At 69.7% G+C, this 26,432-nt stretch carries 30 protein-coding genes and 1 pseudogene; 19 read left to right on the top strand and 12 right to left on the bottom strand.

What is annotated here, in order from left to right:
• The first annotated feature begins 46 nt into the window (after positions 1 to 46).
• The 3 genes from ABT084_RS01015 to ABT084_RS01005 all read left to right on the top strand — a co-directional run bounded on the left by ABT084_RS01015 (position 47) and on the right by ABT084_RS01005 (position 4,418).
• Positions 47 to 2,497, top strand: coding sequence for an MFS transporter (locus ABT084_RS01015; RefSeq protein WP_502968800.1), 2,451 nt, complete (start codon positions 47 to 49; stop codon positions 2,495 to 2,497).
• A 98-nt stretch (positions 2,498 to 2,595) separates the two neighbouring features.
• Positions 2,596 to 3,417, top strand: coding sequence for a YceI family protein (locus ABT084_RS01010; protein ID WP_351037459.1), 822 nt, complete (start codon positions 2,596 to 2,598; stop codon positions 3,415 to 3,417).
• 491 nt (positions 3,418 to 3,908) lie between these two features.
• The gene (locus ABT084_RS01005) at positions 3,909 to 4,418 is read left to right on the top strand and encodes an NUDIX domain-containing protein (RefSeq protein WP_351037524.1); all 510 of its coding nucleotides are present in this window, start codon (positions 3,909 to 3,911) and stop codon (positions 4,416 to 4,418) included.
• On the opposite strand, the gene ABT084_RS01000 is transcribed toward ABT084_RS01005, so the two are convergent.
• Together ABT084_RS01000 and ABT084_RS00995 are read right to left on the bottom strand one after the other, a co-directional pair.
• Positions 4,336 to 6,618, bottom strand: coding sequence for a tyrosine-type recombinase/integrase (locus ABT084_RS01000; RefSeq protein ID WP_351037457.1), 2,283 nt, complete (start codon positions 6,616 to 6,618; stop codon positions 4,336 to 4,338). The two genes, ABT084_RS01005 and ABT084_RS01000, sit on opposite strands and share 83 nt — an antisense overlap.
• Complete coding sequence (locus ABT084_RS00995) at positions 6,615 to 7,661, bottom strand: tyrosine-type recombinase/integrase (protein ID WP_351037455.1); 1,047 nt, start codon at positions 7,659 to 7,661, stop codon at positions 6,615 to 6,617. The genes ABT084_RS01000 and ABT084_RS00995 overlap by 4 nt, the downstream gene beginning before the upstream one ends.
• A 416-nt stretch (positions 7,662 to 8,077) precedes the next feature.
• On the opposite strand from ABT084_RS00995, the gene ABT084_RS00990 reads away from it, so the two are divergent.
• The 3 genes from ABT084_RS00990 to ABT084_RS00980 all read left to right on the top strand — a co-directional run bounded on the left by ABT084_RS00990 (position 8,078) and on the right by ABT084_RS00980 (position 9,187).
• Complete coding sequence (locus tag ABT084_RS00990) at positions 8,078 to 8,221, top strand: hypothetical protein (RefSeq protein ID WP_351037453.1); 144 nt, start codon at positions 8,078 to 8,080, stop codon at positions 8,219 to 8,221.
• 197 nt (positions 8,222 to 8,418) lie between these two features.
• On the top strand, positions 8,419 to 8,934 hold the full coding sequence (locus tag ABT084_RS00985) for a protein NO VEIN domain-containing protein (protein ID WP_351037451.1): 516 nt from the start codon (positions 8,419 to 8,421) through the stop codon (positions 8,932 to 8,934).
• A gap of 112 nt (positions 8,935 to 9,046) precedes the next feature.
• Positions 9,047 to 9,187: a hypothetical protein gene (locus ABT084_RS00980; RefSeq protein WP_351037449.1), complete on the top strand. Its 141-nt coding sequence runs from the start codon at positions 9,047 to 9,049 to the stop codon at positions 9,185 to 9,187.
• A gap of 222 nt (positions 9,188 to 9,409) precedes the next feature.
• Here the strand turns inward: ABT084_RS00980 and ABT084_RS00975 are convergent, their stop codons facing one another.
• Positions 9,410 to 9,922, bottom strand: a complete 513-nt coding sequence (locus ABT084_RS00975) for a DUF4352 domain-containing protein (protein WP_351037447.1) — start codon at positions 9,920 to 9,922, stop codon at positions 9,410 to 9,412.
• 751 nt (positions 9,923 to 10,673) lie between these two features.
• On the opposite strand from ABT084_RS00975, the gene ABT084_RS00965 reads away from it, so the two are divergent.
• From ABT084_RS00965 to ABT084_RS00945, 5 genes are all read left to right on the top strand, one after another.
• Complete coding sequence (locus ABT084_RS00965) at positions 10,674 to 11,246, top strand: MarR family winged helix-turn-helix transcriptional regulator (protein ID WP_351037445.1); 573 nt, start codon at positions 10,674 to 10,676, stop codon at positions 11,244 to 11,246.
• Positions 11,247 to 11,268: 22 nt separating this feature from the next.
• Complete coding sequence (locus ABT084_RS00960) at positions 11,269 to 11,682, top strand: nuclear transport factor 2-like protein (RefSeq protein ID WP_351037444.1); 414 nt, start codon at positions 11,269 to 11,271, stop codon at positions 11,680 to 11,682.
• A 238-nt stretch (positions 11,683 to 11,920) separates the two neighbouring features.
• Entirely contained in the window at positions 11,921 to 12,451 is a 531-nt protein-coding gene (locus tag ABT084_RS00955; protein WP_351037442.1) for a transposase family protein, read from the top strand.
• On the top strand, positions 12,448 to 13,365 hold the full coding sequence (locus tag ABT084_RS00950; RefSeq protein ID WP_351037440.1) for a transposase: 918 nt from the start codon (positions 12,448 to 12,450) through the stop codon (positions 13,363 to 13,365). The genes ABT084_RS00955 and ABT084_RS00950 overlap by 4 nt, the downstream gene beginning before the upstream one ends.
• A complete protein-coding gene (locus ABT084_RS00945; protein ID WP_351037522.1) occupies positions 13,248 to 13,496 on the top strand; it encodes a transposase in 249 nt (82 codons plus the stop codon). The genes ABT084_RS00950 and ABT084_RS00945 overlap by 118 nt, the downstream gene beginning before the upstream one ends.
• A 42-nt stretch (positions 13,497 to 13,538) precedes the next feature.
• On the opposite strand, the gene ABT084_RS00940 is transcribed toward ABT084_RS00945, so the two are convergent.
• Positions 13,539 to 13,988 carry a DUF4262 domain-containing protein gene (locus tag ABT084_RS00940; protein WP_351037520.1) on the bottom strand — a complete coding sequence of 150 codons (450 nt, stop codon included), beginning with the start codon at positions 13,986 to 13,988 and terminating at the stop codon, positions 13,539 to 13,541.
• 28 nt (positions 13,989 to 14,016) lie between these two features.
• Between ABT084_RS00940 and ABT084_RS00935 the strand changes: the two genes are divergently transcribed.
• Complete coding sequence (locus tag ABT084_RS00935) at positions 14,017 to 14,334, top strand: hypothetical protein (protein WP_351037438.1); 318 nt, start codon at positions 14,017 to 14,019, stop codon at positions 14,332 to 14,334.
• Between the two features lie 63 nt (positions 14,335 to 14,397).
• On the opposite strand, the gene ABT084_RS00930 is transcribed toward ABT084_RS00935, so the two are convergent.
• From ABT084_RS00930 to ABT084_RS00920, 3 genes are all read right to left on the bottom strand, one after another.
• Positions 14,398 to 14,625 carry a DUF6233 domain-containing protein gene (locus ABT084_RS00930; protein ID WP_351037436.1) on the bottom strand — a complete coding sequence of 76 codons (228 nt, stop codon included), beginning with the start codon at positions 14,623 to 14,625 and terminating at the stop codon, positions 14,398 to 14,400.
• 604 nt (positions 14,626 to 15,229) lie between these two features.
• Positions 15,230 to 15,442, bottom strand: coding sequence for a helix-turn-helix domain-containing protein (locus ABT084_RS37920; protein ID WP_502968799.1), 213 nt, complete (start codon positions 15,440 to 15,442; stop codon positions 15,230 to 15,232).
• A 67-nt stretch (positions 15,443 to 15,509) separates the two neighbouring features.
• A complete protein-coding gene (locus tag ABT084_RS00920; RefSeq protein ID WP_351037432.1) occupies positions 15,510 to 15,980 on the bottom strand; it encodes a Dps family protein in 471 nt (156 codons plus the stop codon).
• Positions 15,981 to 16,191: 211 nt separating this feature from the next.
• Here ABT084_RS00920 and ABT084_RS00915 point away from each other — a divergent pair.
• Both ABT084_RS00915 and ABT084_RS00910 read left to right on the top strand, forming a co-directional pair.
• Positions 16,192 to 16,890 (top strand): annotated as a pseudogene (locus ABT084_RS00915) (serine/threonine-protein kinase); the annotation flags it as partial.
• A 415-nt stretch (positions 16,891 to 17,305) separates the two neighbouring features.
• Positions 17,306 to 17,860: a hypothetical protein gene (locus tag ABT084_RS00910; protein WP_351037530.1), complete on the top strand. Its 555-nt coding sequence runs from the start codon at positions 17,306 to 17,308 to the stop codon at positions 17,858 to 17,860.
• Positions 17,861 to 17,913: 53 nt separating this feature from the next.
• Here the strand turns inward: ABT084_RS00910 and ABT084_RS00905 are convergent, their stop codons facing one another.
• Positions 17,914 to 18,582: a MerR family transcriptional regulator gene (locus tag ABT084_RS00905; RefSeq protein ID WP_351037430.1), complete on the bottom strand. Its 669-nt coding sequence runs from the start codon at positions 18,580 to 18,582 to the stop codon at positions 17,914 to 17,916.
• Positions 18,583 to 18,765: 183 nt separating this feature from the next.
• On the opposite strand from ABT084_RS00905, the gene ABT084_RS00900 reads away from it, so the two are divergent.
• Together ABT084_RS00900 and ABT084_RS00895 are read left to right on the top strand one after the other, a co-directional pair.
• Entirely contained in the window at positions 18,766 to 20,097 is a 1,332-nt protein-coding gene (locus ABT084_RS00900; protein WP_351037428.1) for a YhgE/Pip domain-containing protein, read from the top strand.
• 200 nt (positions 20,098 to 20,297) lie between these two features.
• Positions 20,298 to 20,741, top strand: coding sequence for a hypothetical protein (locus tag ABT084_RS00895; RefSeq protein ID WP_351037426.1), 444 nt, complete (start codon positions 20,298 to 20,300; stop codon positions 20,739 to 20,741).
• A 104-nt stretch (positions 20,742 to 20,845) separates the two neighbouring features.
• On the opposite strand, the gene ABT084_RS00890 is transcribed toward ABT084_RS00895, so the two are convergent.
• The 3 genes from ABT084_RS00890 to ABT084_RS00880 form a co-directional block, all read right to left on the bottom strand.
• Positions 20,846 to 21,109, bottom strand: a complete 264-nt coding sequence (locus ABT084_RS00890; protein WP_502968798.1) for a hypothetical protein — start codon at positions 21,107 to 21,109, stop codon at positions 20,846 to 20,848.
• Between the two features lie 141 nt (positions 21,110 to 21,250).
• Positions 21,251 to 21,454, bottom strand: a complete 204-nt coding sequence (locus tag ABT084_RS00885; RefSeq protein WP_351037424.1) for a GNAT family N-acetyltransferase — start codon at positions 21,452 to 21,454, stop codon at positions 21,251 to 21,253.
• Between the two features lie 61 nt (positions 21,455 to 21,515).
• Positions 21,516 to 21,908 carry a hypothetical protein gene (locus tag ABT084_RS00880; RefSeq protein WP_351037422.1) on the bottom strand — a complete coding sequence of 131 codons (393 nt, stop codon included), beginning with the start codon at positions 21,906 to 21,908 and terminating at the stop codon, positions 21,516 to 21,518.
• Between the two features lie 639 nt (positions 21,909 to 22,547).
• Here ABT084_RS00880 and ABT084_RS00875 point away from each other — a divergent pair.
• Positions 22,548 to 23,069 (top strand): hypothetical protein, encoded by a 522-nt coding sequence (locus tag ABT084_RS00875; protein ID WP_351037420.1) that lies wholly within the window; start codon positions 22,548 to 22,550, stop codon positions 23,067 to 23,069.
• A gap of 91 nt (positions 23,070 to 23,160) precedes the next feature.
• Positions 23,161 to 24,810 (top strand): S1 family peptidase, encoded by a 1,650-nt coding sequence (locus ABT084_RS00870; protein ID WP_351037418.1) that lies wholly within the window; start codon positions 23,161 to 23,163, stop codon positions 24,808 to 24,810.
• 71 nt (positions 24,811 to 24,881) lie between these two features.
• Here the strand turns inward: ABT084_RS00870 and ABT084_RS00865 are convergent, their stop codons facing one another.
• The gene (locus ABT084_RS00865) at positions 24,882 to 25,205 is read right to left on the bottom strand and encodes a hypothetical protein (RefSeq protein WP_351037416.1); all 324 of its coding nucleotides are present in this window, start codon (positions 25,203 to 25,205) and stop codon (positions 24,882 to 24,884) included.
• 485 nt (positions 25,206 to 25,690) lie between these two features.
• Here ABT084_RS00865 and ABT084_RS00860 point away from each other — a divergent pair, with 485 nt between their 5' ends.
• Positions 25,691 to 26,419, top strand: a complete 729-nt coding sequence (locus ABT084_RS00860; RefSeq protein ID WP_351037414.1) for a class I SAM-dependent methyltransferase — start codon at positions 25,691 to 25,693, stop codon at positions 26,417 to 26,419.
• Positions 26,420 to 26,432: the final 13 nt, after the last annotated feature.

Raw genomic sequence — 26,432 nt, 5'->3', positions numbered from 1 at the left:
GCGGGCCTCTCACGCCAAGCACGGAGGCGGCCAGGACGGCGCACCGATGACGCACCGGCAGATCATGGAGGCGCTCTCCGGGCTGTTGCTCGGCATGTTCGTCGCGATCCTGTCGTCGACGATCGTCTCCAACGCCCTGCCCGAGATCATCGGCGACCTGGGGGGCGGCCAGTCCGCCTACACCTGGGTCGTCACCGCGGCCCTGCTCTCCATGACGGCGGCCACCCCCCTATGGGGCAAGCTCTCCGACCTGTACAGCAAGAAGGCGCTCGTCCAGATCGCCCTGGTCATCTACGTGCTGGGATCGGCCGCCGCGGGTCTGTCCCAGAACGCCGGCATGCTCATCGCCTGCCGCGTGGTCCAGGGCATCGGCGTCGGCGGCCTGTCCGCCCTCGCGCAGATCGTGATGGCCGCGATGATCTCCCCGCGCGAGCGCGGCCGCTACAGCGGCTACCTCGGCGCGGTCTTCGCCGTCGCCACCGTCGGCGGCCCGCTGCTGGGCGGCGTCATCACCGACACCGACTGGCTCGGCTGGCGCTGGTGCTTCTACGTCGGCGTGCCCTTCGCGATCATCGCGCTGATCGTGCTCCAGAAGACCCTGCACCTGCCGGTCGTCAAGCGCGAGGTCAAGGTCGACTGGGGCGGCGCGTTCTTCATCTCGGCCGCCGTCTCGCTGCTGCTGGTCTGGGTGACCTTCGCCGGTGACAAGTACGACTGGATCTCCTGGCAGACGTACGCCATGGTCGGCGGCTCGATCGTCCTCGGCCTGCTGTTCGTGCTCATCGAGTCCAAGGCGTCCGAACCGATCATCCCGCTGCGGCTGTTCCGCAACCGCACCATCGCCCTGTCGTCGATCGCCTCGCTGTTCGTCGGCGTCGCGATGTTCACCGGCACCGTGTTCTTCAGCCAGTACTTCCAGCTGGCCCGCGACAAGTCCCCGACGATGTCGGGCGTGATGACGATCCCGATGATCGCCGGGCTGTTCGTCTCGTCCACCGTCTCCGGTCAGGTCATCACCAAGACCGGCCGGTGGAAGGCGTGGCTGCTCTGCGGCGGCGTGCTCGTCACCGCGGGTCTGGGTCTGCTCGGCACGATCCGCTACGACACGGCGTACTGGCACATCGCGATCTTCATGGCGCTGCTGGGCCTCGGTATCGGCATGATGATGCAGAACCTGGTGTTGTGCACGCAGAACCAGGTGGCGCCGTCCGACCTCGGGTCGGCCAGCTCCACGGTCACCTTCTTCCGTTCCCTCGGCGGCGCGATGGGCGTCTCCGCGCTGGGCGCGGTGATGGCCAACCGGATCACCCACTACGCGACGGACGGGCTCGCCACCCTCGACCCCAAGTACCGTGCGGCCGCGGCCGCTTCCAGCTCCGGCGGCAGCATCCCGCACATGGACAGCCTGCCGGGTCCGCTGCGCACCGTCATGGAGAGCGCGTACGGCCACGGCATCGCGGACGTCTTCCTGATCGCCGCGCCGCTCGCCCTGATCGCCTTCCTCGTCACGGTCTTCATCAAGGAGGTCCCGCTGCGGACGTCGGGCGGGCTCGAGCAGTCGGCCGCACACTCCGCCTCGCACTCCGCCGTGCCCTCCGGGGCGGCCGCGGACCAGGACAGTGCAGAGGCGCAGGCGCAGGCGGAGGCGGAGGCGGAGGCGGAGGCGGAAAGCGGTACGGCGCGGGAAGCGGCCACCGCCGCCCCGGTGGTGAGCGGAGCGACCGGTCCCCTGGACGGCGGCACCCCCGTCGGCGGCCACGTGCGCGGCTCCGAGAGCGCGCCCGTCCCGCGGGCCGCGGTGACGCTGATCTCCCTCGGGGGGCGTCAGCTCGACCGGACCGTCTCGCGGGCCGACGGCTCGTACGCCGTGCACGCGCCGGGACCCGGCTCGTACGTGCTGATCGCCTCGGCCGACGGCTTCGAGCCGCAGGCGTCGACGATCGTGGTCAACGGCGACCCGGTGGCGTACGACGTCCTGCTGAGCGGTACGAGCGGGCTGAACGGCCTCGTCCGCACCGCCGGCAGCGGCGAGCCCGTCGAGGAGGCCATGGTCATCGTGACCGACGTCCGCGGTGACGTGCTGGCCGCCGCGACCACCGGCGAGCGGGGCGAATTCGCCTTCGCCGACCTGGTACCCGGCTCCGTGACCGTCGCGGTGAACGCCCTCGGCCACCGCCCCGCGGCCCGGCCCGTAGAGATCCGCGGCGCCGGTGCCACCCGGGTCGAGATCGAGCTGAGCCCCGGGGCCCGGGTCCAGGGCGTCGTACGGGCGCCCCACGGCCCGCTCGACGACGCGCGGGTCACGCTGATCGACACGGCGGGCAACGTGGTCGGTACGGCCAGGACCGGCGCGGACGGCGCGTACGCCTTCGCCGACCTCGACGGCGGCGAGTACACCGTCATCGCGACGAGCTACCCGCCGGTGGCCACGGCCCTGACCGTGGACGGCTCCGGTGTCGACGACCACGACATCGAACTGACCCACCCCGGCGCATAGCCGGACCCGGCCCGCGGGGCGCGCCCCGGCAGGAGGCGCGCCCCGCGGGCCGGCCACTTTCACATGATCTCGACATGTTTTTGCAGGGAGAAAACGGGATGGGTCTGACCGCACGGATTCTCACGCGCGACGGCTGGGCCGTGTCGCACGCGATCGTCACGGTGACCGACCGGACGGGCGCGCAGGTGGTGCGCGCCGAAGCCGACGACGAAGGCGGCGTGCGCGACACGACCGCGCTCGCGCCGGGCTCGTACACCGTGATCGTCACCGCGGTCGGCTACGCGCCCACCGCGTCGAGCGCGATCGTCACGGCCGGTGGACGCACCGAGATCGGCACCGTGGTCCTCGCCCGTCAGGGGGGCGCCGAGCTGCCGCCGCCCGGGCCGTGGACGATCGATCCGGCGCACTCCTCGGTGGGCGCGGTCGCGCAGCACCTGGGCATCTCCAGCGTGCACGGCCGGTTCACGGAGTTCTCCGGCCGGATCGACATCTCGCCGGACGCGGTGTCGGCGTCGCGCGTGGAGGCACGCATCGGGGCGGCCTCGATCGACACGGGCAATGCCCTGCGCGACGGCCACCTGAAGTCGCCGGACTTCCTGGACGTGGAGACGTACCCGGAACTCTCGTACCGCTCGACGGGGCTGACGCCCGCCGGCTCCGACCGCTGGACCGTGCACGGCGAGCTGAGCATGCGCGGCGTCGTACGCCCCGTGGACCTGGACCTCGCCTACCTCGGCACCGGCGCCGACCCGTGGGGCGGCACACGCGCCGCCTTCCGCGCCACCGCCGAGCTGCGCCGCGAGGACTTCGCGATGAACTACAACCAGGTGGTGCGGGCGGGCATCGCCGCCATCGGGACCACCCTGAAGGTGGAGCTGGACATCCAGGCGGTACAGGGCGAGTCGCTGCCGCTGGCATAGGTACAGGCATAGGTACATGCATAGGCGCAGGTGCCCCTGCAGGTGCAGGTGCAGGCCCGCGGCGGGACCCCTCCCCCGCCCCGGCCTCCGCCCCGGTCAGGCGCTTTCGGCCTGGAACATCCAATGGCGATGTCCCAGTTCAGGCTCTGACCTGCGTCAGAGGCATAATCGCGCTCCGAGATTCCGGAATCCTTCCGCCCGCCTCCGAGGATTCCGCCGAGGGGGAATCTGCGACGGGCTCCGCGGGCGTTCCCGGACCGGATGGAGGCGTCGAAGGCGACGGCGTCGGCCCACTCGGCCGGCTGCTCGTCGCGCAGTCGACGCCACTGGGCGTTGCCGTGGAACGGGCAAGTTATTGAGAATTGAGACAGGGTCGTGATCCTTTGTTCGGGGGTTGAGGCCGGTCTGAGGGGTCACCGACTGTGTGACAGTCCGGTCATTCCGGGCGAGTGTCAGTGGTGCCTGCGATCGTGTGCGGCGTGGATGAACTCGTGGAACGTGTTGACGCTCAGGACCGTGTGCTGGGGGTAGTCAGTCGCCGGGACGCCGTTCGAGAGGGCTGGCTGCACCGGGTCGGCGTGGCGGTGTGCCGCGATAGGCGAGGCCGTTTCCTCGTCCACCGGCGGGCCGAGCACCTGTCCCGTTTCCCAGGGCACTACGAACTCGGGGTCGGGGGTGCCGCGGGAGTGGGCGAGTCCTATGAGCAGGCAGTTGCCCGCGAGATCAGTGAGGAGCTAGGAGTGCGGGCGGCGCCGTGCTTTCGGTTCAAGTTCCTCAACCGGGACGGGCTCAGCCCTCACTGGCTTGCGGTCTGTGACGCCGTGCTTCCGGAGATCGTCGCCCCTCATCCGGAGGAGGTGGCCTGGCACGGGTGGCTGACCGAGTCCGAGCTGCGGCGGGCTCTGCAGCAATGGACCTTCACTCCTGATAGTCAGGCGGTTTTCGATCGATATCTTGCTTGTCGTGCTGCCCCGGATTCCGCGCAGGAACGGTGTCCTTGAGCTGGGTCAGTGGGACGAAGGCGCCGGTCGTCCCGAGATCCCTGGGAGTGGGGCCGGCGGGGGTAGGAATGTCCGCGAGACGTTCGGCAAGGGCGGTGACCGCTTCGCGGTCACCTTCGAGTGCTTCGCGCTCGTCGTCGGTGAGGTCGACCTGTTCGAGCATCTTGTTGATGCCGTCCTTGACCGCGAGGAGCTGGCCCTTGGTCGACTCCTTGGGGACGTAGAAGGGGCAGCGGGCGCAGGCCATGCGGTGGGGGCACTTGGCGAAGAAGTCGTAGCTGCAGTAGCCGTCGCCGAGGTCGTAGTACTTCCAGGGCTGTTCGCCGCCGGCGGCGGCGCCGGTGAGGATGCTGTCGCGGTCGATGAGGACTTCGATGGTGCGGATGTTGCGGGCGAAGTAGTCGGCCTTTCGGTAGGCGGCGGTCAGGGTTCGTTGGAGGATCTTGGCGTAGTAGCGGGTGCTGGCGGGATGTTTGTGGCCGAGCCATTGCTGCAGGTCGCCGAGGCTGAGGGGGTCGCGGGCATTGAGGAGTTGAGTGGCGATGGTGCTGCGGGCCCGGTGGCTGGTGAGGGCGCCGCGGGAGTCTTCGGCGGGGATTCCGGCCTTCTGGCAGAGGGCCGGGATGATGTTGTCGTTGAGGTAGGTATTGCCCACCAGCTGGCCGCGGTGGCAGAAGAGGTGCTGGCGGGGCAGGCCGGTCTTGCGGTCCGCGAGGTCGGGCTGGGGCGAGCGGACGAGTTTCCAGGCGTCGATCAGTTCTCCGACCAGTGGGTCGACGGGCTTGGCGAAGGGTCGGCTGGTCTTGTTCTGCGGGATGTGCAGCAGGCAGATGGGGTAGGTCTCGCCGGTCCGTTCGTCGGTTCCTTCGTCCCAGGTGATGCAGTCCAGATCGAGGCGGCGGAGTTCGTCCATGCGACAGCCAGCGAACAGCCAGACGCCGACCATGGCCCGGACCATCTCGATGGGGTAGTAGGTGGCCTGCCAGCCCGCGGAGCGGGCTCGCGGGGTGCCGTAGGGCTTGAGATCCTCGCTGTTCAGGGTCAGGCCAGCGGCCATGAGCTTGGCCCAAGTCGCGTCGTCGATGATCCGCGGGTTGGGTCCCATGAGGGCGCGGAGCGACAGCGGCATGCTCAGCACCTGCCGCGGGTCGAACCGCGGCTTGATCCACTCCCATTCGGTGAGGTCGTTGAAGAAGCCGCGGATGCTGTCAATGCGGTTGGCCTTCCCGCTTGGCATCAGAGGCTGGCCGAAGCGAGAGCGGTTGCGGCTGTGCCCGGCCCACTGCCCGACGGTGGCGGTCATCGTGTCGGCGATGTACTCGGCCGCGATGTCACGCGTCCAGTGCTCGGGAGCGACGGCCTCAGGGTGTTTCTCTGCGGCCCAGCGGCCGGCGACCAGGATGGCCGAGAGCATCGACCGCTTTGTCCCGGGTTCGTGGGTGACCAGCCGCATCCACCGCAGGGCCGCATCCCGCCACTGGGGCGGGACCGTGGCCAGGGCCCCGGTTTCAGGCCCAGCCTTGTCCTGGTTGGTGCGCAGAGGCGAGGAGATGATGCCTTTGTCGGCCAGGACCCGGGAGATCTTGAACAAGCCCCGGCGGCGACCTGTCGCGCCGGTGGAGCGGTATTGCTCCATCAGGTCTTCCAGAAGGGGTTCGCGCAGGTCCTCGAGGTGAGGGCTGTTGTTGCTCAGCAACACGTCGATGGTCGTGTTGCGGACCTGCCAGGGCAGCAGGTGAGTGGAGCTCCGCCAGGCGGTCAGGGTCTCTTCGATGGCGTTGACCGCGGGCCGGATGGCCTGGGGGCCGAAGACGAGGTCCGCGAGCCGGGCCAGGCTGGTGATGCCGACGGTGCCGTGCAGTCGGTGGTGGCCGCCGAGCTGGTGGCCCAGGGCCACCACATGGAACCGGAAGTCCCCCGCCTCCGCCGCGGCCTCGGCCCACGTCGCCTCGTCCCAGACCCAGTACGGCCTCTGCTGTCGGTGGACCTCCTTCAGCAGGCGAAACCGCGCCGAGCCTGCCTTGCCTGGGTCCCAGGCTTCGGTGACCTTGTCGATCGGGATGATCAGGCGGGCCAGATCGGCCGCGGCCCGGGCGTGCATTGCCGTCAGCGGGGCGATGTGCTCCAGCGCGGTTACCTCCTTCGCTATCAGGTCGGGCGACAAGTGCATGGTCAGCCGGTTGCCGGGGGTCTGGTTCACGGTGTCTCCAGAAGACGGGCGAGGAGTCCCTCACGGTCGGCGTGGAGGGTGGTATTGGCCCGGTGGAAACGTGCTGCGAGCTCACGGCCGGACAGGTGGATGTAGCGCATGGTCGTGGCCAGGTCACGGTGGCCGGCGTACTGGGCGATCTGGTCGATGGTCCAGTCGGCCCGGGCCAGGTCCGTCAGCCGCAGATGCCGGAACGTGTGCGTGGAAAGGCTGGTGACACCGGACGTGCTGCTGAGACGTTCGACGATCTTCGACCAGCTCGACGCTCCGAGTGGACCACCCGGATTCCGGTTCGATGTCGACCGCAGCAGCGGCCCGCCGACTCTGCCGACCGCACTGCGTCGTTCGGCCAGGTAGGCCATGAACAGCCGCCCGGTCGCTTCGCCGTAGGTGACTTCCCGCGACCGCTTGGACTTCGTCGTCTCCGCCCTCAGCCGGATCAGGCTGTAGGCGGGGTCGAAGTCGTCCCCGGAAAGTTGGACGAGTTCCTCGCGTCGCAGAGCGCCGTCGTAGGCGAGCGAGATCATCAGGCGGTTCCGCAGCGGCTCGGCACGAGCCGCCTCCAGGATCCGCTGCCAATCGGCCTCCGTCGGTATCCACGGCGCCTGCTCAATACGCCGCACCAGGCCCCGCTTGGGCCGGCGCCCCCGTCTGCCCGCCTGCCCACGCCGAACCGGGTTCCGCTCCCGCAGTCCGTCCTCCACCAGGAACTCGTAGAAAGATCGGACTGCCACGAGCCGCTGCTGCACCGTCGCGTTCGCCAACCCCGGACCCGCCCGACTCGCGCCCTTCCGCCGCGGCCGGCCAGGCGGGCGCTCCAACATCTCCCCGACCCACGCCGCCACCGTGTCCGCCTTCGCGTACAGCGGTTCCGTACCCTCCGCAGCGCAGAACCGCAGATGGTCCTCCACCGCGCGGCCGTACGCGTCGATCGTGTTCGGCGCCCGCCCGATGTTCGCCATGAACTGCAACCACCTGCGCGCTTCTTGATCCGCTGCCAGGGTGGGGAACTTGCCCCACGGGACATCGACCATGGCTCAAGGCTGCCCACGCTCGATTCCACATAAGGCAGCCGATGCAGTGGCTGGACCACGCGGCAGAAGAGGCCGAGGACGGCCGCCTCAACTCCTACCCCCTCACCGTGGCCCGCGCGATCCTCGGGAGCCAGCCCGAGACCATCACCGTGCCCCGCTGGCTCTACCTGACCCTGCTGTGCTGCCTCGCGATCAACACCGCCTCGCAGCTGTTCCGCATCGCTGTCCCTTCATCCGCTGAACGCAGACCCCGTGAGCCTGTCCAGCGTCATCGTCTTGTCCGTCACCGCCCTGCTGATCACCCTCATCCGGGCCAGCACCAAGCAGCCGAAGGGGAAGTAGCCATGGGATGGGGATCCGCCTAAGGGATCTTCAACGACGTCGCCGCCCTCATCGAGGCCGGAGCCAGCGACGAGGTGAAGGAGAAGACCCTCACCAAGATGATCGGCAACCTCCGCGCCGAGGACTGGGACACCGGACTCGACAGCCTCCAGAGCTACCTCGACGACCCCGCGATCGTGCGCGCGTTCGCGGCCCACGACATCCGGTGGGAGGGCTGATCCGTCAGCGACAACGCCCTCGAAGCCGTCCGCTACCTGTGCATCACCGTCGTCACCCTCGGCATCGTCATCGGCTCCGTGCTGGAGCACCGCCGGAAGCCCTGAACACGCGCGAGGGGCGCGCCGCTTGTCTCCCCAGACCGGCGCGCCCCCAGGTGCTGATCACGATACGCCCCACCGCCCACACGGAGCGCACCATGACCAACACCGCCACCACTCTCCGCACGTTGATCGCCACCTGGCCCGATCTCCAAGCCGCCCTCGGCGACCGCCCCATCCACGGCGCCCAGGGCCGGGCCGTGACGTACGTCGGTGACGGCTGGCCCGCAGGGGTCGGCCCCGAAGTCGTCGCATGGGGACGGAGCCGAGGCTGCGCCGGGGTCCGCCCCACGTGCGACCTCGTGTCCCGCCACACGGACGGCAGCATCGCCCGGCTGATCGAAGTAAAGGGCCGGGGAGCCCAGACGTCGATCTCACTCCCCGACCGGCAGCGGAACGCCATGCTGGACTACGGCGTCGACTGGTGGCTGTACGTGGCCCTTAACTGCACGACTACGCCCGAGCTGCGCATCATCGAGAATCCCAGCCGCCTGCCCTGGCGGCTGTTCACGCCAGCCGCGGACATCCCGGCGGGCTCGTACCGGCGTGTGAGTGCGGAGGGTGTCTGGCACGTGGGGCACGACGTGGCGAGGAACGCGGGACAACTGACGTAGCAGCCGCGGCCGCATACCACCACGCACGACATGCCGGGCAATGTTGGGGTCCCGCTGTTCGGGGGCCTGGGAGTTCCACTAAGGGGTGAACAACCCACACAGGAGGTACATCATGCCCGACAACCAGACCGCCGGTATGTCCATGTGCGGCTGCGGCCGCCCCCTCATCACGCCGGCGCACCTCGTGACGGAGCTGCCGAAGCCGCCCCGCCACTTCGGCATCCCTGGCGAGCCGATCGAGTGCCCCGAGTAGCACGCCCAGCGGGCCCGTCACTCATTCAGCGTGGCGGGCCCAGGCGCACGCGCCATCACGGCAGGTCAGCAGGCGGCGGCACGACGCAGTCCGCGGAGGCGGGCGCGCCCCGTGCGGCAAAGGGTACGGAGTGCTGTGACCCGAAGCCGGAGTGATCGTGGCCCGGACATGACCGCACCCCGCCCCCGAGCAGCCGGTGGCGGGGTGCAGCAGACCCCCAGGTCAGGACACGTCACCTCGGACCGCGGTACCGATCAGGCCATCCGTGTACCACACCGTCTTGGGCGTGAACGCCCCCTTGCCGGTGATCGCGCCGGTCACGTTCTCGCCCGGCGCGAGCTCGACCGTGGCGATCTGGTTTTCGTCGGCACCCAACTCGGCAGTGTGCTTGCTGCCGTTGGTGTCGGTGATCGCGAAGTACAACGGATTCACGTTGATCGACTTCGAGCTGTTGTTGGTGACAGTTACCGACACGCTCGTGTACTCGCCGTCCTGCGCGATGACGGACTTCGCGAACGCCGTCTTCTTCCCCACCACGGCGACCGCGGCCTTCTTCTCCGCCGCCTTCGACGGGGCAGCCTGAGGAGCCTTCGACGGCGCCACGCCGTTCGCTGGCTGCGAGGCGGCCGGCGGCTTGGCCGTCTTGTCGCTGCCGCCGCTCACCGCCCCGATAGCGGCGATCAGGACGAAGAGGCCGACGATGCCGAGGCATCCGAACCCGACGATCTTCCCCACGGGGCTCTTCTTCGGTGCGGGCGGCGGGTAGCCGTATCCGGGCGGGGGTGTCTGGCCGTACGGGGGCTGCTGCGACATGGGCGGGCCTCACTACGCGTTCCGACGTGATCGCGCCAAGCTATGGTCGGGGCCCCGCGCAGCGTGCGGCAGTGGCCAAACCGTGACAATCGAAGATTCACTGGCTGGAGTCCACCCGCGCCGGGCCACGGCTCGCAGACGTGCGGGGCGTCGCTCTGCCACTCGGTCACCGGCAGGTCTCCGTAGACCACCTCGTCCGGGTCCGGGACCCCGAGCCGACGCCGGAACTCGACGACGTCCTCGTCACGGTGCGCGACACCGAGGATCATGTCGACCCCGCGCACGCGGATCGTCACCCGCCGGCCGCCGCCCGAGGGACTGATCCGGTGCACGACGATCGGGGCGTGTTCCATCCCCCCACACTGCGTCGTCCTGGTCAGTCCAGCACGCCGAGTGCCACCTCTGGCGAGCAATAGGGTTCTCTGTCAAGTCCGAGTGTGTTGCGTGTGCTCATCGTTGTGCCCCGGAGCTCAGCTGGCTGCATAGGTGAGAACGGAGAGCGTCTGTAGGTCGGTTTGGAGAACAGCTGTCGAGTCCGGGGTCGAGGTGTTGGTCAGAACCGGCAGCGGTGCGCACCGTCAGAGCGGCGACGTCGCCTGCGTTTCGTCTCCGGTGAGGGTGTGAGCAGGCCGCTGGTGGTGTCGCCATCGGCGGAGTAGAGTGCGACTTCATTATGAAGCACGTACATAAATCTGGTCTGGCCCGCGACGTCGATGGCTTCCTCTACGACCCTGGTGTCCGGGACTCCATGCAGGCGTTCGCGGCGGGCGACGACACCCTCACCCTGGAGACGGCCGCAGCCGTCCGGTCGGCCTCGCAGGCGGTCGACCGGTTGCGTTCGCAAGGTGCGGGGGGACGTGGGCTCAGTGCGGGGGCGCTCGACGTCCTCGCACGACTGAGCACGGCGACGGACGAGGGGCTGAGCATCGGCGAACTTGCCCGCGCGGCGGGGGTGAGTTCCCGCAATGTCACTGGCCTGGTCGACACGCTCGAGCGCGACGGGCTGGCGCAGCGGGTCCAGGACCAGCGCGACCGCCGGTCGGTGCGAGCCAGGATCACACCAGTCGGCCGGGACTGGCTGGACTCCTTCCGGCAGCCGACGCAGCGCGCCATGTCCGCCGTCTTCCAGGGCTTCACCGAAGACGAACTCGCCCGGTTCCGCGACCTGTGCCTGCGCGTGGTCGAGAACCAGCAACGCATCGAGCAGTACCTCAACGCGGACCGGCGCGACCAGCCGGCTCCCTGAACCGACCACGACGGAGCTCCACATGACCACCGACTCAGCCAACGCCGCCACCCGACGCACCGTCAGGGCCTACCACGAGGCCCGGTTCCGGGGAGACGTCACCACGGCCGCGGCCCAGATCGGCGAAAGCTTCGGCTTCCGCAGCCCGTTCATCACCTCTGACAGCCCGACCGGCCACCTCGACGGCCTGGACGGACTCCTGGGCATCGTCACCAGCGTGGAGCTGATCAGCGAGCTGTACGGCGAGACCGAGGCCACCCTGGTCTACGACGTCCACACCGCCCCGGCCGTAGGCATCACCCAGCGCACGGCCGAGCACTTCCGGCTCCACGACGGCCGGATCACCTCCATCACGCTCATCTTCGACTCCGCCCCCTGGCAGGCCATCATGTCCGCGGCCGGCCCGACCCACGACGAGGCCGTCACCCTGGCGTGACTGGCAGCGTGTCATCAGACGATGGAGTGCATCGACTGCGCCGCCGAAGCAAGTACCCAAGCGGTCTCGAAACTCGGTTCTGGCACAGATCTTGGGGAGCCGTCGCGGAGCGTGACATCGTTGTTCGATTGCGAGGGCCTGGCTCGTACGAGACGGCGTACGCCTTGTTGTCTGACGACCGGAAGTGACGCTCCCTCAGGTGCATTGCGTTCGCTGCTGTGGTGGGCGGTGGGCGGTGATGGTGCTGGGCATGCAGACCGACGCGCTGTTCTGGAACTGGCTGGTGTTCGGCGGGATCGACGATGTGGATGTCGAGGCCCTTACGGCCGCGTTCGGCACGGTCGAGGCGGTGGCGAGAGGGCGCGTGGCCGAGGCAGCGTGTCCGGACTGCGGCCGCTTCTCGGGCCGAGTCCACGACCGTTGCCAGCGCAGGCTGAGGGACCTTCCTCTGGCTGACCAGGGCTTTGTGATCCGGCTGACGGTCCGGCGCTTCATCTGCGGGTCAGGGGACTGCCCGCGCCGGACGTTCGCCGAGCCGTTCTCCCGGCTGACTGTCCCGCACTCTCGGTTCACCACGCGTCTCAACCTTGCCCTGGAGCGGGTGGGGCTCGCGCTGGCGGGGCGGGCCGGCGCTCGGCTGGCCGCCCAGCTCGGCTTCGGTGCGGGGCGGATGACCTTGTTACGCAGGGTTATGGCACTGCCACTCCGCGGGTGCTGGGCGTGGACGACTTTGCGATCCGTCGAGGCCAGACCTACTCCACCGTCTTGACCAGCGTCGAAGACCACCGCGTGGTTGATGTACTCCCGACTCGTGAAGCCGGGCCGCTGGCCGTGTGGCTGGACCGTCACCCTGGCGTGGAGATCATCTGCCGGGACCGGGCGGGCGCCTACGCCGAGGACACCCGGCGCGGTGCCCCCGATGCTCTGCAGGTAGCTGACCGGTTTCACCTGTGGCAGGGTCTCGGCCGGGCCGTGGAGACTTGTGTCGCCGCCCACCGCGGCTGCCTGCGCAATCCGACGCCCGGCGGCGGACTGCCGCAGGACACCTCACCGGGATCCGATCGGCCGGAGGACGACGTGGCGCCCGTCGGCCGGCGGGCCGAGCGCAAGAAGGCAGCACATGCCCTGGTCCACGAGATGCTCGCGCAGGGCCACTCACGCCGGGCGGTCGCCCGGCACCTGGGCTGGGGCCTCAACACCGTGCTCCGATACGCGAACGTCGCACGCTGGCAGGACACCATCCGCGAGAACCGGCCCCGGCCCAGCAGGCTGGACCCCTACAAGCTCTACCTGGAACGACGATTCACGGAGGGATGCACGAGTGTCACCCGGCTCCACGGCGAGCTGGTCGCCGAGCAGGCACCCGTCAGCTACGGCATGGTCCGTGCCCACATCGCCACCTTGCGCGGGGCTCCGTCCACTGCACCGCCGCGGCCGCCGACGGTTCGACAGGTGACCGGCTGGCTTACCCGCCACCCCGCCGCCCTGAGCGAGGAGGACCGCGTCGGCCTGAAGGACGTCCTGGCCCGCTGCCCCGAACTGGACACGGCCGCGAGTTCGGCGAGATACCCACCGGCCGCCTCGGCGCCACGCTCCCTGCATGGATCGACGCCGTCGACGCCAGCCAGCTGCCCGGGCTCACCGGCTTCGCACTCCACCTGCTCCGCGACCTCGACGCCGTGACCGCCGGCCTCACCCTGGACTGGAGCTCGGGCAGCATCGAAGGCGCCGTGAACCGCATCAAAAAGATCAAGAGACGGCTCTACGGACGAGCCGGATTCGAACTCCTACGCAAGATGATCTTGCTTCAGTAGTGCATCGCCCGGGTGTCGGCTCGCCGCTTCCCAGCCAGGAGATCAGAGTTCGGTCGTCCAGATCCCGACAGGATGGTCACTCGGGGGCAGCCACAACTGAGGCTGTGACTCACGATGCCCCTCGCCTGCCCGCTCATCCCAGTGGAAACGGCCCTCGGCATCGGGCCACGCGACTTGCAGCACGGGGAGAGGCGGCCGCCGGTAGAACCCGATGGCCTGCCCGAAGAAGGTCCGGTACCAGCCGCGATCAACCTGCCTGAGCCCGACCCGATGCCCGACGACAACATCAGAATGGCTCTGGCCGTCCGCCAGTGCTTCGCCCGCGGCGGACTTCTCTCCGAGGGTGTTGAGCATGCGGTGCATGGTGTGGACATCGAGCCCGAACATGGCGAGTTCAGGCCCGCCATGAGTGTGCGCGAGGCCGATCGTGTAGGCGAATCCAGGCCCGATCTCGTCTCCGGGAACCTTTTCAGTCTGAGGATCGGCGACCAGTCGGCAGCGGCACCACGGAGGAGCGGGTGTGGTTCTGCTCGCCGCGGAGCTGTTCGTTCTCGACTTCGAGGACGTTCACGATTCGTGCCAGCGTCTCTGTGTCGGCCTTGAGCCGCTTGTTGTCTTCCGGCACTTCGGCGAGTCGCTCCTGGGTCCGCTTCAGTTCCTCTCGGAGCTTCTTCTCACTGTCAGGAACGTGCCCCTGGGCACGCACTCTCGCGTAGAACTCGTCCTTGAGGTCGGTGTGCCGGTGCGTGAGAACGTGCCGTTTGACGTTCGCCTCGACGGCGAGCCAGGGCCGATCCGGCAGTCAGCCTCGCGTACATGGAGGTCGGTCCACCTCTGAAGGACGAGGTGTTCACTCGTAGGCGCAGGGGCTCTCGTCACCCAGTGCACACACCAGATCTTGTCAACACGCGTCCCTTCGTGCGCAACAGAATAGGCTGCAACACGAAGATTCAATAGGGAAGTGGATGCAGGCCTCCACGCGATCCACGCCCAGTGCACGCAGGGCTGCATCCCGGGTGAGCGGCGGCCTGCGGGGCCCTGTGCCGCGCATCGAGCAGCCACCCACGTGGACTCGCACGGGGCGCCGGCCGAGGTCGGTCTCCAGCTCCCACTCCGGCGGCGGCGCCACGGGGAACCGGGCAGCTACCTCGGCCTGCCGGGCCTCCTCGGCGGTGATCTGGTGCCGGACCCGTGCAATGGCCGGACGAGCCCTACGGCATCGGAACCACCACGCTCGCGTCCCCCCTCGACCCCCGGTTCCTGCTCAGCGACACCGAGTTCGCGGGGGTCCCGGCCACCGTGGGCAGCAACAACCCCGACATGAGCCAGACGGACGCCGAGCGCATCACCCTGGAGGCACTCAAGTTCGTTGCGGCCGCCGCCCAGTTCCCCGGCGGCATGCGGCCCTCCCGCACGGTCGATGAGGGCTGGCACGCCTCATCCTCCACACGATCGTGTAAGCCCGCCTGTGTGGGCAGCTCGGCCGGTTCGTCCACCACGTGCCCGAGCTGCCTGACCCGACCCGCTACACCCCCGGCGCCCGACCACACCCTCGACCGCGTCCGCGAGGCAGGCTTCGCACCGGAAATGGAGCTGTGGACAAGCCCCCTGGAATGGCGAGCAGCGTGTCGTGTACAGCGAGCCGTGCCTCGGCTGTGGTGGCGGTGCGACCGAGAAGGCGAACACCCCAGCCTGATCGTTAGCCCCGGCCGGCGCCTCCCTTCCGGCCGGGGCTACTCGCGGACGAGGTGCGCGAGGGGGACACCGCAGGCCCGAGCGATACGGAGCAGCATCGTAAGGCTCGGGTCTGACGTTCCGTACTCGATCCGGTGCACCCTCTTGTGATCGATTCCGGCGCGCTCGCCGAGGGCCTCCTGGTGAGGCGTGCGTCGGCCCTGGCCGCACGGATGCGTGCGCCGATGGCCCGTCGGCGGGCGACAGCCCACTCGGGGGGCGGATCGGTAGACACCCGACGCCTGACCAGGTCAGAGCCCCACGGAGTCTCTGACCTGGTCAGGCGCTTTCGGCTTGGAACATCCAGTGGTGCTTCTCGAGGTCGCCGGTCAAGCCGATGAGGATGTCCTCGGTGACCGGGTCGGCGTCGCCCGTCACCCGGATGCGCTCGCGCATCCGGGTGACGACGGCGGCGAGCGCGTTCACCAGGATCTTCACCGCCTCCACGTCCTTCACCCAACCGGCCTGCACCTCCGCGATCCCGCTGGACGACGCCACGGTGCCCGCACGCCCGTCCGGGGTCACGCCGAGGGCGGAGGCGCGCTCGGCCACCACGTCGGAATGCGTACGGGCCGAGGCGACGACGTCGTCGAGCTGCAGGTGGACGGATCGGAAGCGCGGGCCCACCACGTTCCAGTGCACCTGCTTGGCGACCAGCGCCAGGTCCACCAGATCCACCAGCGCGCCTTGCAGGGCCTCACCGACGATCTTCAGGTCGTCGGCGGGCAGGGCACTCTTCACGACGGACACGGGGTTCTCCATTCGTCATACGGCCGACGAGGTATGCGGCCGACGATCACACGGTGAAACGCCTCCTACCCTACCCACCCACATCAAAACGGTCGGTATCGGAAGCCCGTGGGGACCACCGCCCCGGTCCAGGGGGAGTCGGTCATACCGACGCGCGGTGTCTCGGCGGAGGGGCGTACGGGGCACGAGGCGGGGAGGCGACGAGGTGGAGATGCCGGGGCGCATCGGCGGGTACGTCGTGGAGCGCGAGCTGGGTGCGGGCGGGATGGGCACGGTGTACCTGGCGCGCTCCCTCGGCGGGCGCGCCGTGGCGGTGAAGGTGGCCCGGCCGGAGCTGGCGGCCGATCCGCACTTCCGCGCGCGGTTCCGCGCCGAGGTCGAGACCGCGCGCAAGGTGGGTGGCTTCCACACGGCTCCGGTCGTCGACGCCGATCCGGAGGCGGCGGCTCCCTGGCTGGCCACCGCGTACATCCCGGGGCCGACCCTTTCGCAGATGCGCGCCGAGCGGGGGCCGCTGGGCGAGACCGAACTACGCCTGCTCGGGGCCGCGTTGGCGGAGGCTCTGCAGGCCGTCCACGCCTGCGGCCTGGTCCACCGGGACCTGAAGCCCGGCAACATCATCATGGCCAGGGACGGGCCGCGCGTCCTGGACTTCGGCATCGCCCGCGCGGTGGAGTCGACCCGGCTGACCGCGACCGGGGCGGCGTTCGGCACTCCGGGTTTCCTGGCCCCCGAGCAGGCCCAGGGCGGGGAAGTGACCAGCTCGGCCGATGTATTCGCGCTGGGCGCGGTGCTGGTCGCGGCGGCAAGCGGCAGCACGTTCGGGGCGGGCACGCCGATGGGGCTGATGTACCGGTCAGTGCACGAGAGCGCGGACCTGTCCGCCCTTCCGCGCGCACTGGTTCCGGTGGTGGCCGCCTGCCTGGCCAAGGATCCGGAGCAACGGCCGACGCCCCAGCGGCTGTTGGACCTCCTCGCCCCGGATACCGCCCCGGAGATCGTTACGGAGACCCTGCCGGTGTCCGCTCCGGCCGCCCCGCCGGTGTCCGTACCGGCACCACCCGTACCGGCACCACCCGTACGGCACCACCCGTACGGCACCACCCGTACCGGCACTACCCGTACCAGCCTCGCCCGCACCGGACCCGTCCGTACCGACCATCGGGGCGGACGCCGAGGCGGACGGCGAGCGCACCGTCACCGCCGCCGAGGTCCGGCACCGCCCCGCCCCCGCCGACGCGGCACCGCAGGCCGCGCCCCCGGAGCGGAGCCCCACCACCACCGCGGGGCCGAGGCCGGGGCGCGGGCGGCTGGCCGCAGCCGGTGTGGGTGGCGCCCTGCTCCTGACGGCGGGCGCGGTCGCGGGTTACGTCACGTACTCCTCCGACGCCTCGGACGGCACCCCCTTCCCCGCGGCGACGCACCAGCTCACCATGTTCACCACGGTGGCGGGAGGTACGTACGAACTCGTGGACAGGACGCCGCGGCTGGAGAAGGCCGCGGACAGGAAGGACACGACGAGTGTCTCCGTCACCTACACCGGAACGAGCACGTCGTACGTGTTCCGGCAGGTGAAGATCGACGCCCTCTACGGTCGGCTCAAGCACCCGGAACAACACCGCACCAGCATGCTCCCCACGCCCGGCGCGTCGACGGAACCGACCGTCGTCTCACCGCGCAAGGAGGTCCGCTTCCCCGGATACGACGTCGCGTTCAGCTGCGAGACGCTGTCCTCCGGCATCGAGAGCCCCGTCACCTACTGCGCCTGGGCCGATGACAACACCGCCGCGCGCCTGGAGTTCACACCGGACCGCAGCATCGATCGGGCGGCAGCGGAAGCCCGTGAAATTCGCGACGACATCCACCGCCCGGTCTACTGACCGGCGCGCGGGTGAGGGACGCGTGGCACCTGGCGCTCCTCGCACGGCGTGTCCTACGGCCCCGCGGAACCGGCGGCGTCGTCCGCGACGCGGCGCCGGACCTGGTCCTCCTGGGCGAGGCGCCTCAGCAGCTCGAACACCGGGGCGCAGATCGCGAAGACGATGACCGCCCGCTCGGCCAGGGCGACCGGGTCGTCGAGGCCGTCCGCGCGCTCCAGGTCCAGCCGGGCCACCGACTCGGCCAGCCGCGCGTAGGCGGCCAGCTCGCCCGGGGCGTACTGGGCGTCCAGCCGCCGCAGCTCCTTCAGCGCCGCGGTCAACCCGTTCACGTGGGGTGAGGTGCCGGGAGCCTGCCAGTCCAGGGTCGCGAGCAGCTCCGCGACCTCCGCCCCGGCCGCCGCGTCGGCCTCCGCCTCCTCCTCGTCGCCCGCGGGGCCCTGTGACGCGACGGGCACCGGCAAGGCGTAGCTGATCGCTCCGAGGGCGCCTTCGGAGGTCTCGGCCTGGTCGACGGCTCCGAGCACGTCACGCGTGGCGGCGATGGACAGACCGCCGAGGGTGGTGAGCGCCTTGATCAACCGCAGCCGCTCCGCGTGCTCCTCGCCGTACTCGGCCAGGGTCGCCGCCGTCGGCCGCCCGGCGGGCAGCAGGCCCTGGCGCCGGAAGTACTTGATGCTGGCGACCGGCACGCCGGTCCGCCGGCTGAGCTCCGAAATCTTCATTCGGCCTCCCTGCTGCTCGTGCGCTCCGTTACCCGGCATCGGCATTGGCATCGGTGTGGGTGTCGGTGTCGGTGTCGGCGATGGGGGTGTCGGCGATTGGACACCAGAACAAGGTACTGCCACTATCTAGCATCTGGATACCTGAAGTATCCAGCATGGAAACGCAGCCGCACCGGAGAATCGATGCCACACCCCACGCCCCCCTCCGTGCTCCGCCGACCCCAGCTGTGGATCGGGACGGGACTCATCGCCGCAGTGGTCTCGATGGTGTTCGCCCTGCTCTACGTCGGCGGCAACGTCAACCCGAGGGGCAACCTGCGCGACCTGCCCGTCGCGCTGGTCAACACCGACAGCGGCGCCGACGCGGGCGGCCGCCACGTCAAGCTCGGCGAGCAGATCGTCGCGGGCATACAGAAGGCCGGCGAGGGCGACAAGAGCATCGACTGGCAGGTGGTCAGCCGCGAGGAGGCCGACAAGCTGCTGGGCCGCGGCAAGGTCTTCGGCGCCCTCGTCATCCCCAAGGACTTCAGCGCCACGGTGACCGCGCTCGGCTCCCCGCAGCCCGCGCCCCAGGGCAAGGCGGCTCCGCCGACCCTGACCGTACTGACCAACCAGGCCGCCGGCAGCATCGGCTCCTCCATGTCCTCCCAGGCCGCCCAGAAGGCCGCCCACGCCGCCTCCGCCCAGCTCGGCCAGGAACTCCTGAAGCAGGCCGGAGCCCAGAAGACCCCGCTCCCGACGGCGGCCCAGCTCAAGCTGGCCGATCCGGTGACGGTGACCGTCGCCGACGGCCACCCCCTCGGCTCCCGCAGCGCCATGGGGCTCAGCGCCTTCTACTACGCGCTGGTCCTGGTCGTCTGCGGCATGCTCGGCGCCAACGTGGTCAACTCGCAGGTCGACACCGCACTCGGTTACCTGCATACCGACTTCGGCCCCTTCCGCAAGCGCGAACCCGTCCAGCACACCAGCCGCGTACGCACCCTGGCCATCGGCATCGCGCTCATGCTCGGCCTGTCGCTGGTCATGGGCACCCTGGTCGAGGTCGCCACGGTCGGCATCCTCGACATGGACGCCTCTCACCTCGGCCTGCTGTGGCTCTACTCGGTGGCCACCATCGCGGTCGTCGGCATCGGCAGCCTGGCCCTGTTCGCCGCCTTCGGCACCCCCGGCATGCTGCTGGCCACCATCGTCTTCGTCGCGATGGCCGTCCCCTCCTCCGGCGCGACCGTGCCCGTCCAGGCGCTGCCCGGCTTCTTCCGGGCCCTGGCCGAGTTCGAGCCGCTGCGCCAGATCACCGAGGGGCTGCGCTCCCTCCTCTACTACGGAGCCCAGGCCGACGCGGGCCTCTCCCGGGCGTGGGCCGCGATGGGCATCGCCCTCGTCGCCGCCCTGGCCTTCGGCTTCGCCGTCACCCGCCTCTACGACCGCCGGGGACTGCACCGCATCCCGCACCCCGCCGCCGAGGGCGCGGAGGCCGCTGAGCCCGCCGCACCCACCGCACCCGTCGCCTCCTGAGCGGGGGCGGGTAGATCCACTGAAGGCCGCGTGCGGTGTCGGTGCGGCGGTCAGGTCCGGCAGCAGCCGATCTGACCGCCGCACCGGCACCGCGTCGCGGCCTTCGGCGCGTGCCCCGGGAATGCCCACGCGTGGGGCTGCCCAAGGGACTTCCGCGGTTCGCCGGAACCGGGCCGCACGACCCGGCGTCTGTCATGACCATGAGAGACCAAGCAGATCCCGGCCCCGGCCCCGGCCCCGGCCCCGAAGCCAAAGCCGAACCCGAAGTCGCACCCGAAACCGAAACCGACGGTGACACGCACAGCCGCCCGGCCTCCAGGACCGGAGCCATACGCCGTGTCCTCGCGGGGATCGGCGCGGCAGCCGGACTGCTCGTGTGGGCTCCCCGGGCGGCGTTCTCCATCGATGGCGGTTTCGAGGGCCATGCCCGCGACCTGAGTGTGGTGTTCGTCGATCTGCCCCTGATCCTCATCGGCAGCGTCCTGATACCGCTCACCACCTGGAAGCTGACCAGCCGCTGGGTCCGCGACCCCTGGATCGCCACCGCGGTCTCCCTCGCCGCGCTCGGCCTCGGACTGTGGGCCCTGACCGAGTGGTGGACGCCGCGACAGCGCCCCGACCCCGGGTACGGACCCGGTCTCTGACCAGGGCCGCCCGGGGGCCGCAAGTCCGGCGGACGCACGGGCGCGCGGACGTCAGGACGTCAGGACCTCAGGACCTCAGGACGTGGGACGGGACCGAGCGCCAGTCAGGGAGTGTCGCCGTCCCACCCGAACGTGCCGTCGGGATCGGCCTCCGAAGGGCTGTACAGCGCACGGCCGCCCGGCCCGAACATGCCCCGATCAGTGATCAGGAGCACGCCCTCCACCCGCTCCTGCTCGGGCAGGTTGGTCACGTCGAGAAGCTGGCCGTCCAGGGGGCCACCCGACAGGCGCACGTACAGCCGCCCGGGCGATGGCCGGACCCAGTAACCCTCGTCACCGCAGTACACCTGCCCATCCACCATGCTCATCCCGCCCGCCTGCCCTCTCCCCCGGTCCCCCGGCCCTGGTCACCCCACCAGCGGATGATCCCCCGCGCACCCGTTCCCGCGCCAGTCGCGGAGCGCGGCTCCCCGCGGAACTGTCACCTTGAGTGAAATCTCGGGAGGAATTCAGGCCCGTCGGTAGACGACGCTCGCCATCGGGGAGCGGGTGGTCCACCCCAGCGCGCCATAAAGCTCCCGCCCCTCGGGAGTCCCGACCAGGACGCCCACCCGCGCCCCCGACTCCCAGGCCGCGTTCTGCAGCGCCCGCATCACCAGCCCGCCCAGACCCCTGCGGCAGTGCTCCGGCGCGGTCTCGATCTGGTCCGGCACCGCGGTGGTCCCCGAGATGCCCAGCTGGCCGCGCGCGGCGAGCCGGCCGTCCTCCGCCCCCCTAGTGCACGTAGGTGTAGCTGTGCCAGGGCGAGGCCTTGGGGGCGGTGGTGCCCATCAGGCCGGTGGCGACGTACGCCGTCGACCGTCCGGTGCAGTCCGGGGTCTCGTACATGACCATGTCGATCAGCGTGTGATTGGTCAGCAGGGTTGCGCCGTTCGGGGGAAGCCGGTGGCAGCCCCTGACGGACTGGCTGTGCTCGACGGTCACCGCGATCACCTCGCCGCCGTGCGCCGACCCGTAGGAAACGGGGCCCGCGGCCGTGCGTCCCAGGCCCGAGCAGGCGCTGACGGAGGCCAGGAGCAGGGCGATCCCGGTCGCGGCGCGCAGCGCCCGGCGGCGCGGTGCGGTGTGCGTGGACCGGGTCTCGGGCTGGAGCGGTGGCACGGACATCGGCGGGCCCTCCTCATCTGTCGTGACTCGCCGTGGAAGCGTCAGACAACACCGCCATCCTGCCCCCTGGATCCGGGGTCGGCATCCAGAGCGCCCGCCCGTGGCGGCCGAGCCACCCGTCTGCCGCTTCCCCCTGCGGCCCAGACGCATTCTCGGTTCTCGCCACACCCCTGGAAACCCTGCGGGCCATCTCCCTCGCCGCGGGAAATGCGCTGGGATTCCACGGACAGTGGCGCCGACCCGAACGCCCCCGCCCGACGGGCCGCCACGGGTCGCGGCGGCTCCAACAGACCTACGCCAGGGAGGGGAGACTTTCCCCGCCTTAGGATGGCTGAATTTCGCTCTCAAGTTTTCGTAAAATCGCCACAACCATTCCACAAAGTGGTGCAAGTCACTCCCATCATGGTCGATATGCGAATGTACACCCTATTTATCCGCCTGGCTGGACGGCCTATGGCTTGGTTTCATTCAGGAGATCGTCAGCCACTGCAAAACGCCGTCACATTCCCATTTCGGCTGCGTTGATCAGCCATGCCCCAGGCGTGCGCGAGAATTCGCGCGCACCGTTCCCCCGGCCTGGCGATTTACTCCGCCGCGCCTGTGCGCGCGTTCGAGAATCACCTGGATTCGACACTAAGGATGAACATGAAGGCACGTGGTGCTGTTCTGCGGATCGTGGGCGCGGCCGTAGGTGCAGGTGCTCTGACCTGGGCCGCAGTCATCGGCGGCGTGACCGGATCCTCCGGCACGGCGGATATCGCAACGAAGTCGATCGCCGATGAGGGACCGGGTTATGCCATCGAGGACTTCGCCTACCCGAATGCCGACAAGATCCTCGCGGAGCAGAAGATCAAGCTCAAGAGCGGCGACGGCCACATCCTCCTCGCCCAGTGCACGGGAGCACCCGAGCTCATGGAGGTCTTCTCTCACCAGAACGAGAAGATCTGCTTCCGGGTCACCGGGGACAAGGGCTATCTCAGCCTGGAAATTCCCGCAGTGTTCGGAATCAAGGGAAACGCATACTCCTCGCAGGTCAACATGACCACGGGCACCGAGGAGAAGTCGTTCACCGTCAGCAAGGATTCGTGGACCGCCGTGGGTGAAACGGCGGACGAGCAGGGCCGCGATTTCATGCTTCTGGAGATCAGGACTTCCAAGTAACCGCCGCCGGGCCCCGCCCTCACGCGCCGGGCACACACCGGACGTCACTGCCGACGGCAGCGGCTCATTCCTTACGCTCCGAAAGAAGATCATGACTGAACCTCGTTTCTCCCCCGCGCGGGTGACCGGCCTACTCGTCACCGCCACCGCGACCGCCACCGCCGTCGCGGCAGGCCTCGTATCGGCCGGATCCGCCCAGGCCGTCGCGGGTCCCGATGCGCTCGCCGGTCAGTACGCCTTCACCGCGAAGCTGGTCATCGGCGACGAGACCAGCAGCCGTGGCTGCACCGGCACGCTGGTCGACGCCAACTGGCTCCTGACCGCCGCCAGTTGCTTCGCGACGACGCCCGGTACGACCGTCCCGGCCGGTAAGCCGGCGCTGAAGACCACGGCAACCCTCGGCGACGGCAAGACCATCGAGATCACCGAGATCGCTCCGCGCGCCGACCGTGATGTCGTCCTCGCCCGTCTGGCCACCCCCGCGACCGCTCTCGCCGGTGTCAAGCGCGCGAGCGCGGCACCCGTGGCAGGTGCCGATCTGACGGCCGCCGGCTTCGGGCGGACCAAGACCGAGTGGGTGCCCGACAAGATCCACACCGGTTCCTTCACCGTGAACGCCGCGGACGCCACCGGCCTCACGATCACCGGCAAGGGCACCGACTCCCTCTGCAAGGGCGACACGGGCGGCCCTCTGCTCAATACCGCCGGCGAGCTCGTAGGCGTCAACAGCCGCTCCTGGCAGGGTGGCTGCTTCGGAGGCAACCCCGCCGAGACCCGTACGGGCGCGATCGCCGCCCGCGTCGACGACCTGCGGGAGTGGATCGACGGATACCGCGCCACGACGCCGGGCTGGCAGACCGAGACCCTCGTACAGTCCGGTAGCAGCCTCTACCAGGGCATTCGCCTGCCCGACGGCTCCTGGACCGGGTTCACCGACCTCCAGAGCAAGGTCAACAGCCTGGGTGGAATCCGCAGCTCCGCCGTGGCCGGCATCAACGGTGACACGCACGTACTGGCCATCAGCGCAAACGGCGGTCTCTTCCACACCATCCGCAAGGCGGACGGCACCTGGGGCCGGTTCGGAGACGTCTTCGCCGCGGCCAACACCCTTGGCCACCTCACCCAGGTCTCGGCCGTCTCCATCGGCTACGACCTCCACGTCGTGGCCGTCGCCGACGGAAAGGCCTTCCACACCCTCCGCGACGCGACGGGCAACTGGACCCCCTTCCGCGACGTCAGCTCCGGCTCCGTCAGCAACGTCACGGCCGCCGCGACCGCCAGCGTCCGGGGCGAGCTCCAGGTCGGCCTCGTCAGCGGCGGAAAGCCGTATCACAGCATCCGTCAGGCCAACGGAACCTGGCTGCCCTGGGGCAATGTGGCCCAGGCCGCCGGCAGCACCGGCCCCATCACCGCGATCAGCATGGCCGGCGCCAACGACGGGACGCACTTCACCGTCGTCACCGACAACGGCACCCGCCAGTACCACGCGCTCCGCAACCCCGATGGCACGTGGAGCCCCTTCGGTGACCTGAAGCCCTACCTCGGCACCATCACCGCCACGTCCCTCTCCGCCGCCACCGTCAACGGGGAGCTGCAGGTCGCCGTCACCACCCTTGACGGCAGGATCCTGCAGATCACCCGCCACACGGACCGCACCTGGGGCGCTCCCGTGACCGTGCCGCTGGAGGGCCTGCCCGCGGCCCCGGGCGCTCTCGCCATCGCGGCCACCCTGCACAGCTGATCCGGCTTTCCGCCCCCGCGGCCCCCGGGGTCCCACAGGTGGGACCCCGGGGGCCGCGGGGGATCGATCCGTCAGGGCGTGGTGTGCGGGCACTGCCTGTCGGCGGCCATCGGCAGGATCCGCATCCGGCGCAGCAGGTCGCGGGGGGTGCGCAGGCTCAGGGTGCTGCGCCAGGTCATGTCGGGATGGCGGGAGCGCAGATGGGACAGCGCGCGGGTGCCCAGTCCCGTGGTCAGGAAGTGGTCATCGATGTGGATGTCGGTGATGACGGCTTCCGCGCAGTCCGAGCAGATCCGGTACTGGACCTGCCCGACCACCTTGCGGACGTGGACCAGGAGGAGGCATTCCTTCCCGGGGCCCGGGTCCCCGGGAAGGTGTGAGGACAGGAACTCCACTTCGCGGTAGGCGAGCAGCCGGCGCCGGAGGCGGCCCAGGAGGTGTGGTCGGCGGGAGTGCCTGGCTTCCCTCTGACCAACGGGCGCCCTCGGCGAGCCAGTTGGTGCAGGGGTGGACAGAGTGCTCGTCGGGCGCGCGTGTTGTCCGGACATGCGGCCCGTATACCCCGGAGCGCGCCGTCTAACGGGGCCGGTAAGGCGGCCCCGGTTCCGCCTCACACGGCCGGCGCGGAGCGGGCGGGGTGGGGCGGGGTGCGGCGGGGTGGCCGGCGCGTTCCGAGGGTGGCCTGGAGCTTGGAGCTGCGCCAGATGCCTTGGCCATCGGCGGGCCGCTTTGTGTACAACTCGGCGCCTGTCCCCGTAGGTTCGTAGTTTCCACCAGTACGAGGGGCCGTCGATCATGGCGAAGACTTCCCGATGAGGGCCGCGGCTCGTTCTGGAGCCGACGCCACAAATCGAGGGGAACCACCACGATGAGTGGTCAGTTGTACGACAACATCGGCGAGGCATTCGAAGGCTTCAAGACCCTGCCCATCATTCGCTACGCGGAGGTACCGGGCTTCCTCGCCCTGGTCGGCGACGTCACCGGCAAGTCCGTTCTCGACATCGCATGCGGTACCGGCTTCTACAGCCGCGAGCTCAAGCGCCGTGGCGCGTCCCATGTCTTCGGGTTCGACATCTCCGGCGCGATGATCGATGCGGCCAACTCCCTGGAGAAGGCGGAGCCCCTCGGCATCGAGTACGAGGTCGGCGATACGGCCACCCTGCAGGCTTTCGCTCAGCCGTTCGACATCGCGGTGGCGGTGCAGGCGTTCAACTACGCCGGCGACGTCGCCGAGATCGGGCAGATGATGCGCAACATCCGGCGCAGTCTCGTCCCCGGCGGTGCGTTCTTCCTGTTCGCGCAGAGCCCGGAATACGACTTCAGCGGCCCCTCGCTGGAGAAGTACGGGTTCTTGTGCGAGTCGACCGGTAAGGACAACGAGATCGGCCGGGGAACGCGGATCACGGCGCTGCTGGATCCGCCGGTCTCGTTCGAGGCCACCACACCGTCGAAGGAGACCTTCGAGCAGACGCTGACAGCGGCCGGATTCACCGGGATCGAATGGGTTCGGCTGGACGTCTCGGATGCGGGCGTGGAGGCGTTCGGCGAGGAGTTCTGGGCGGACTACGCCTCGAACCGGCCGCTGACCATGATCCGCTGCACCGCCTGACCGACGCCCCCGG

It is taken from the genome of Streptomyces sp. NPDC002138 (genome assembly GCF_040296485.1).
Taxonomy (GTDB): domain Bacteria; phylum Actinomycetota; class Actinomycetes; order Streptomycetales; family Streptomycetaceae; genus Streptomyces.
This window is presented reverse-complemented; position numbering and strand designations above follow the sequence as displayed.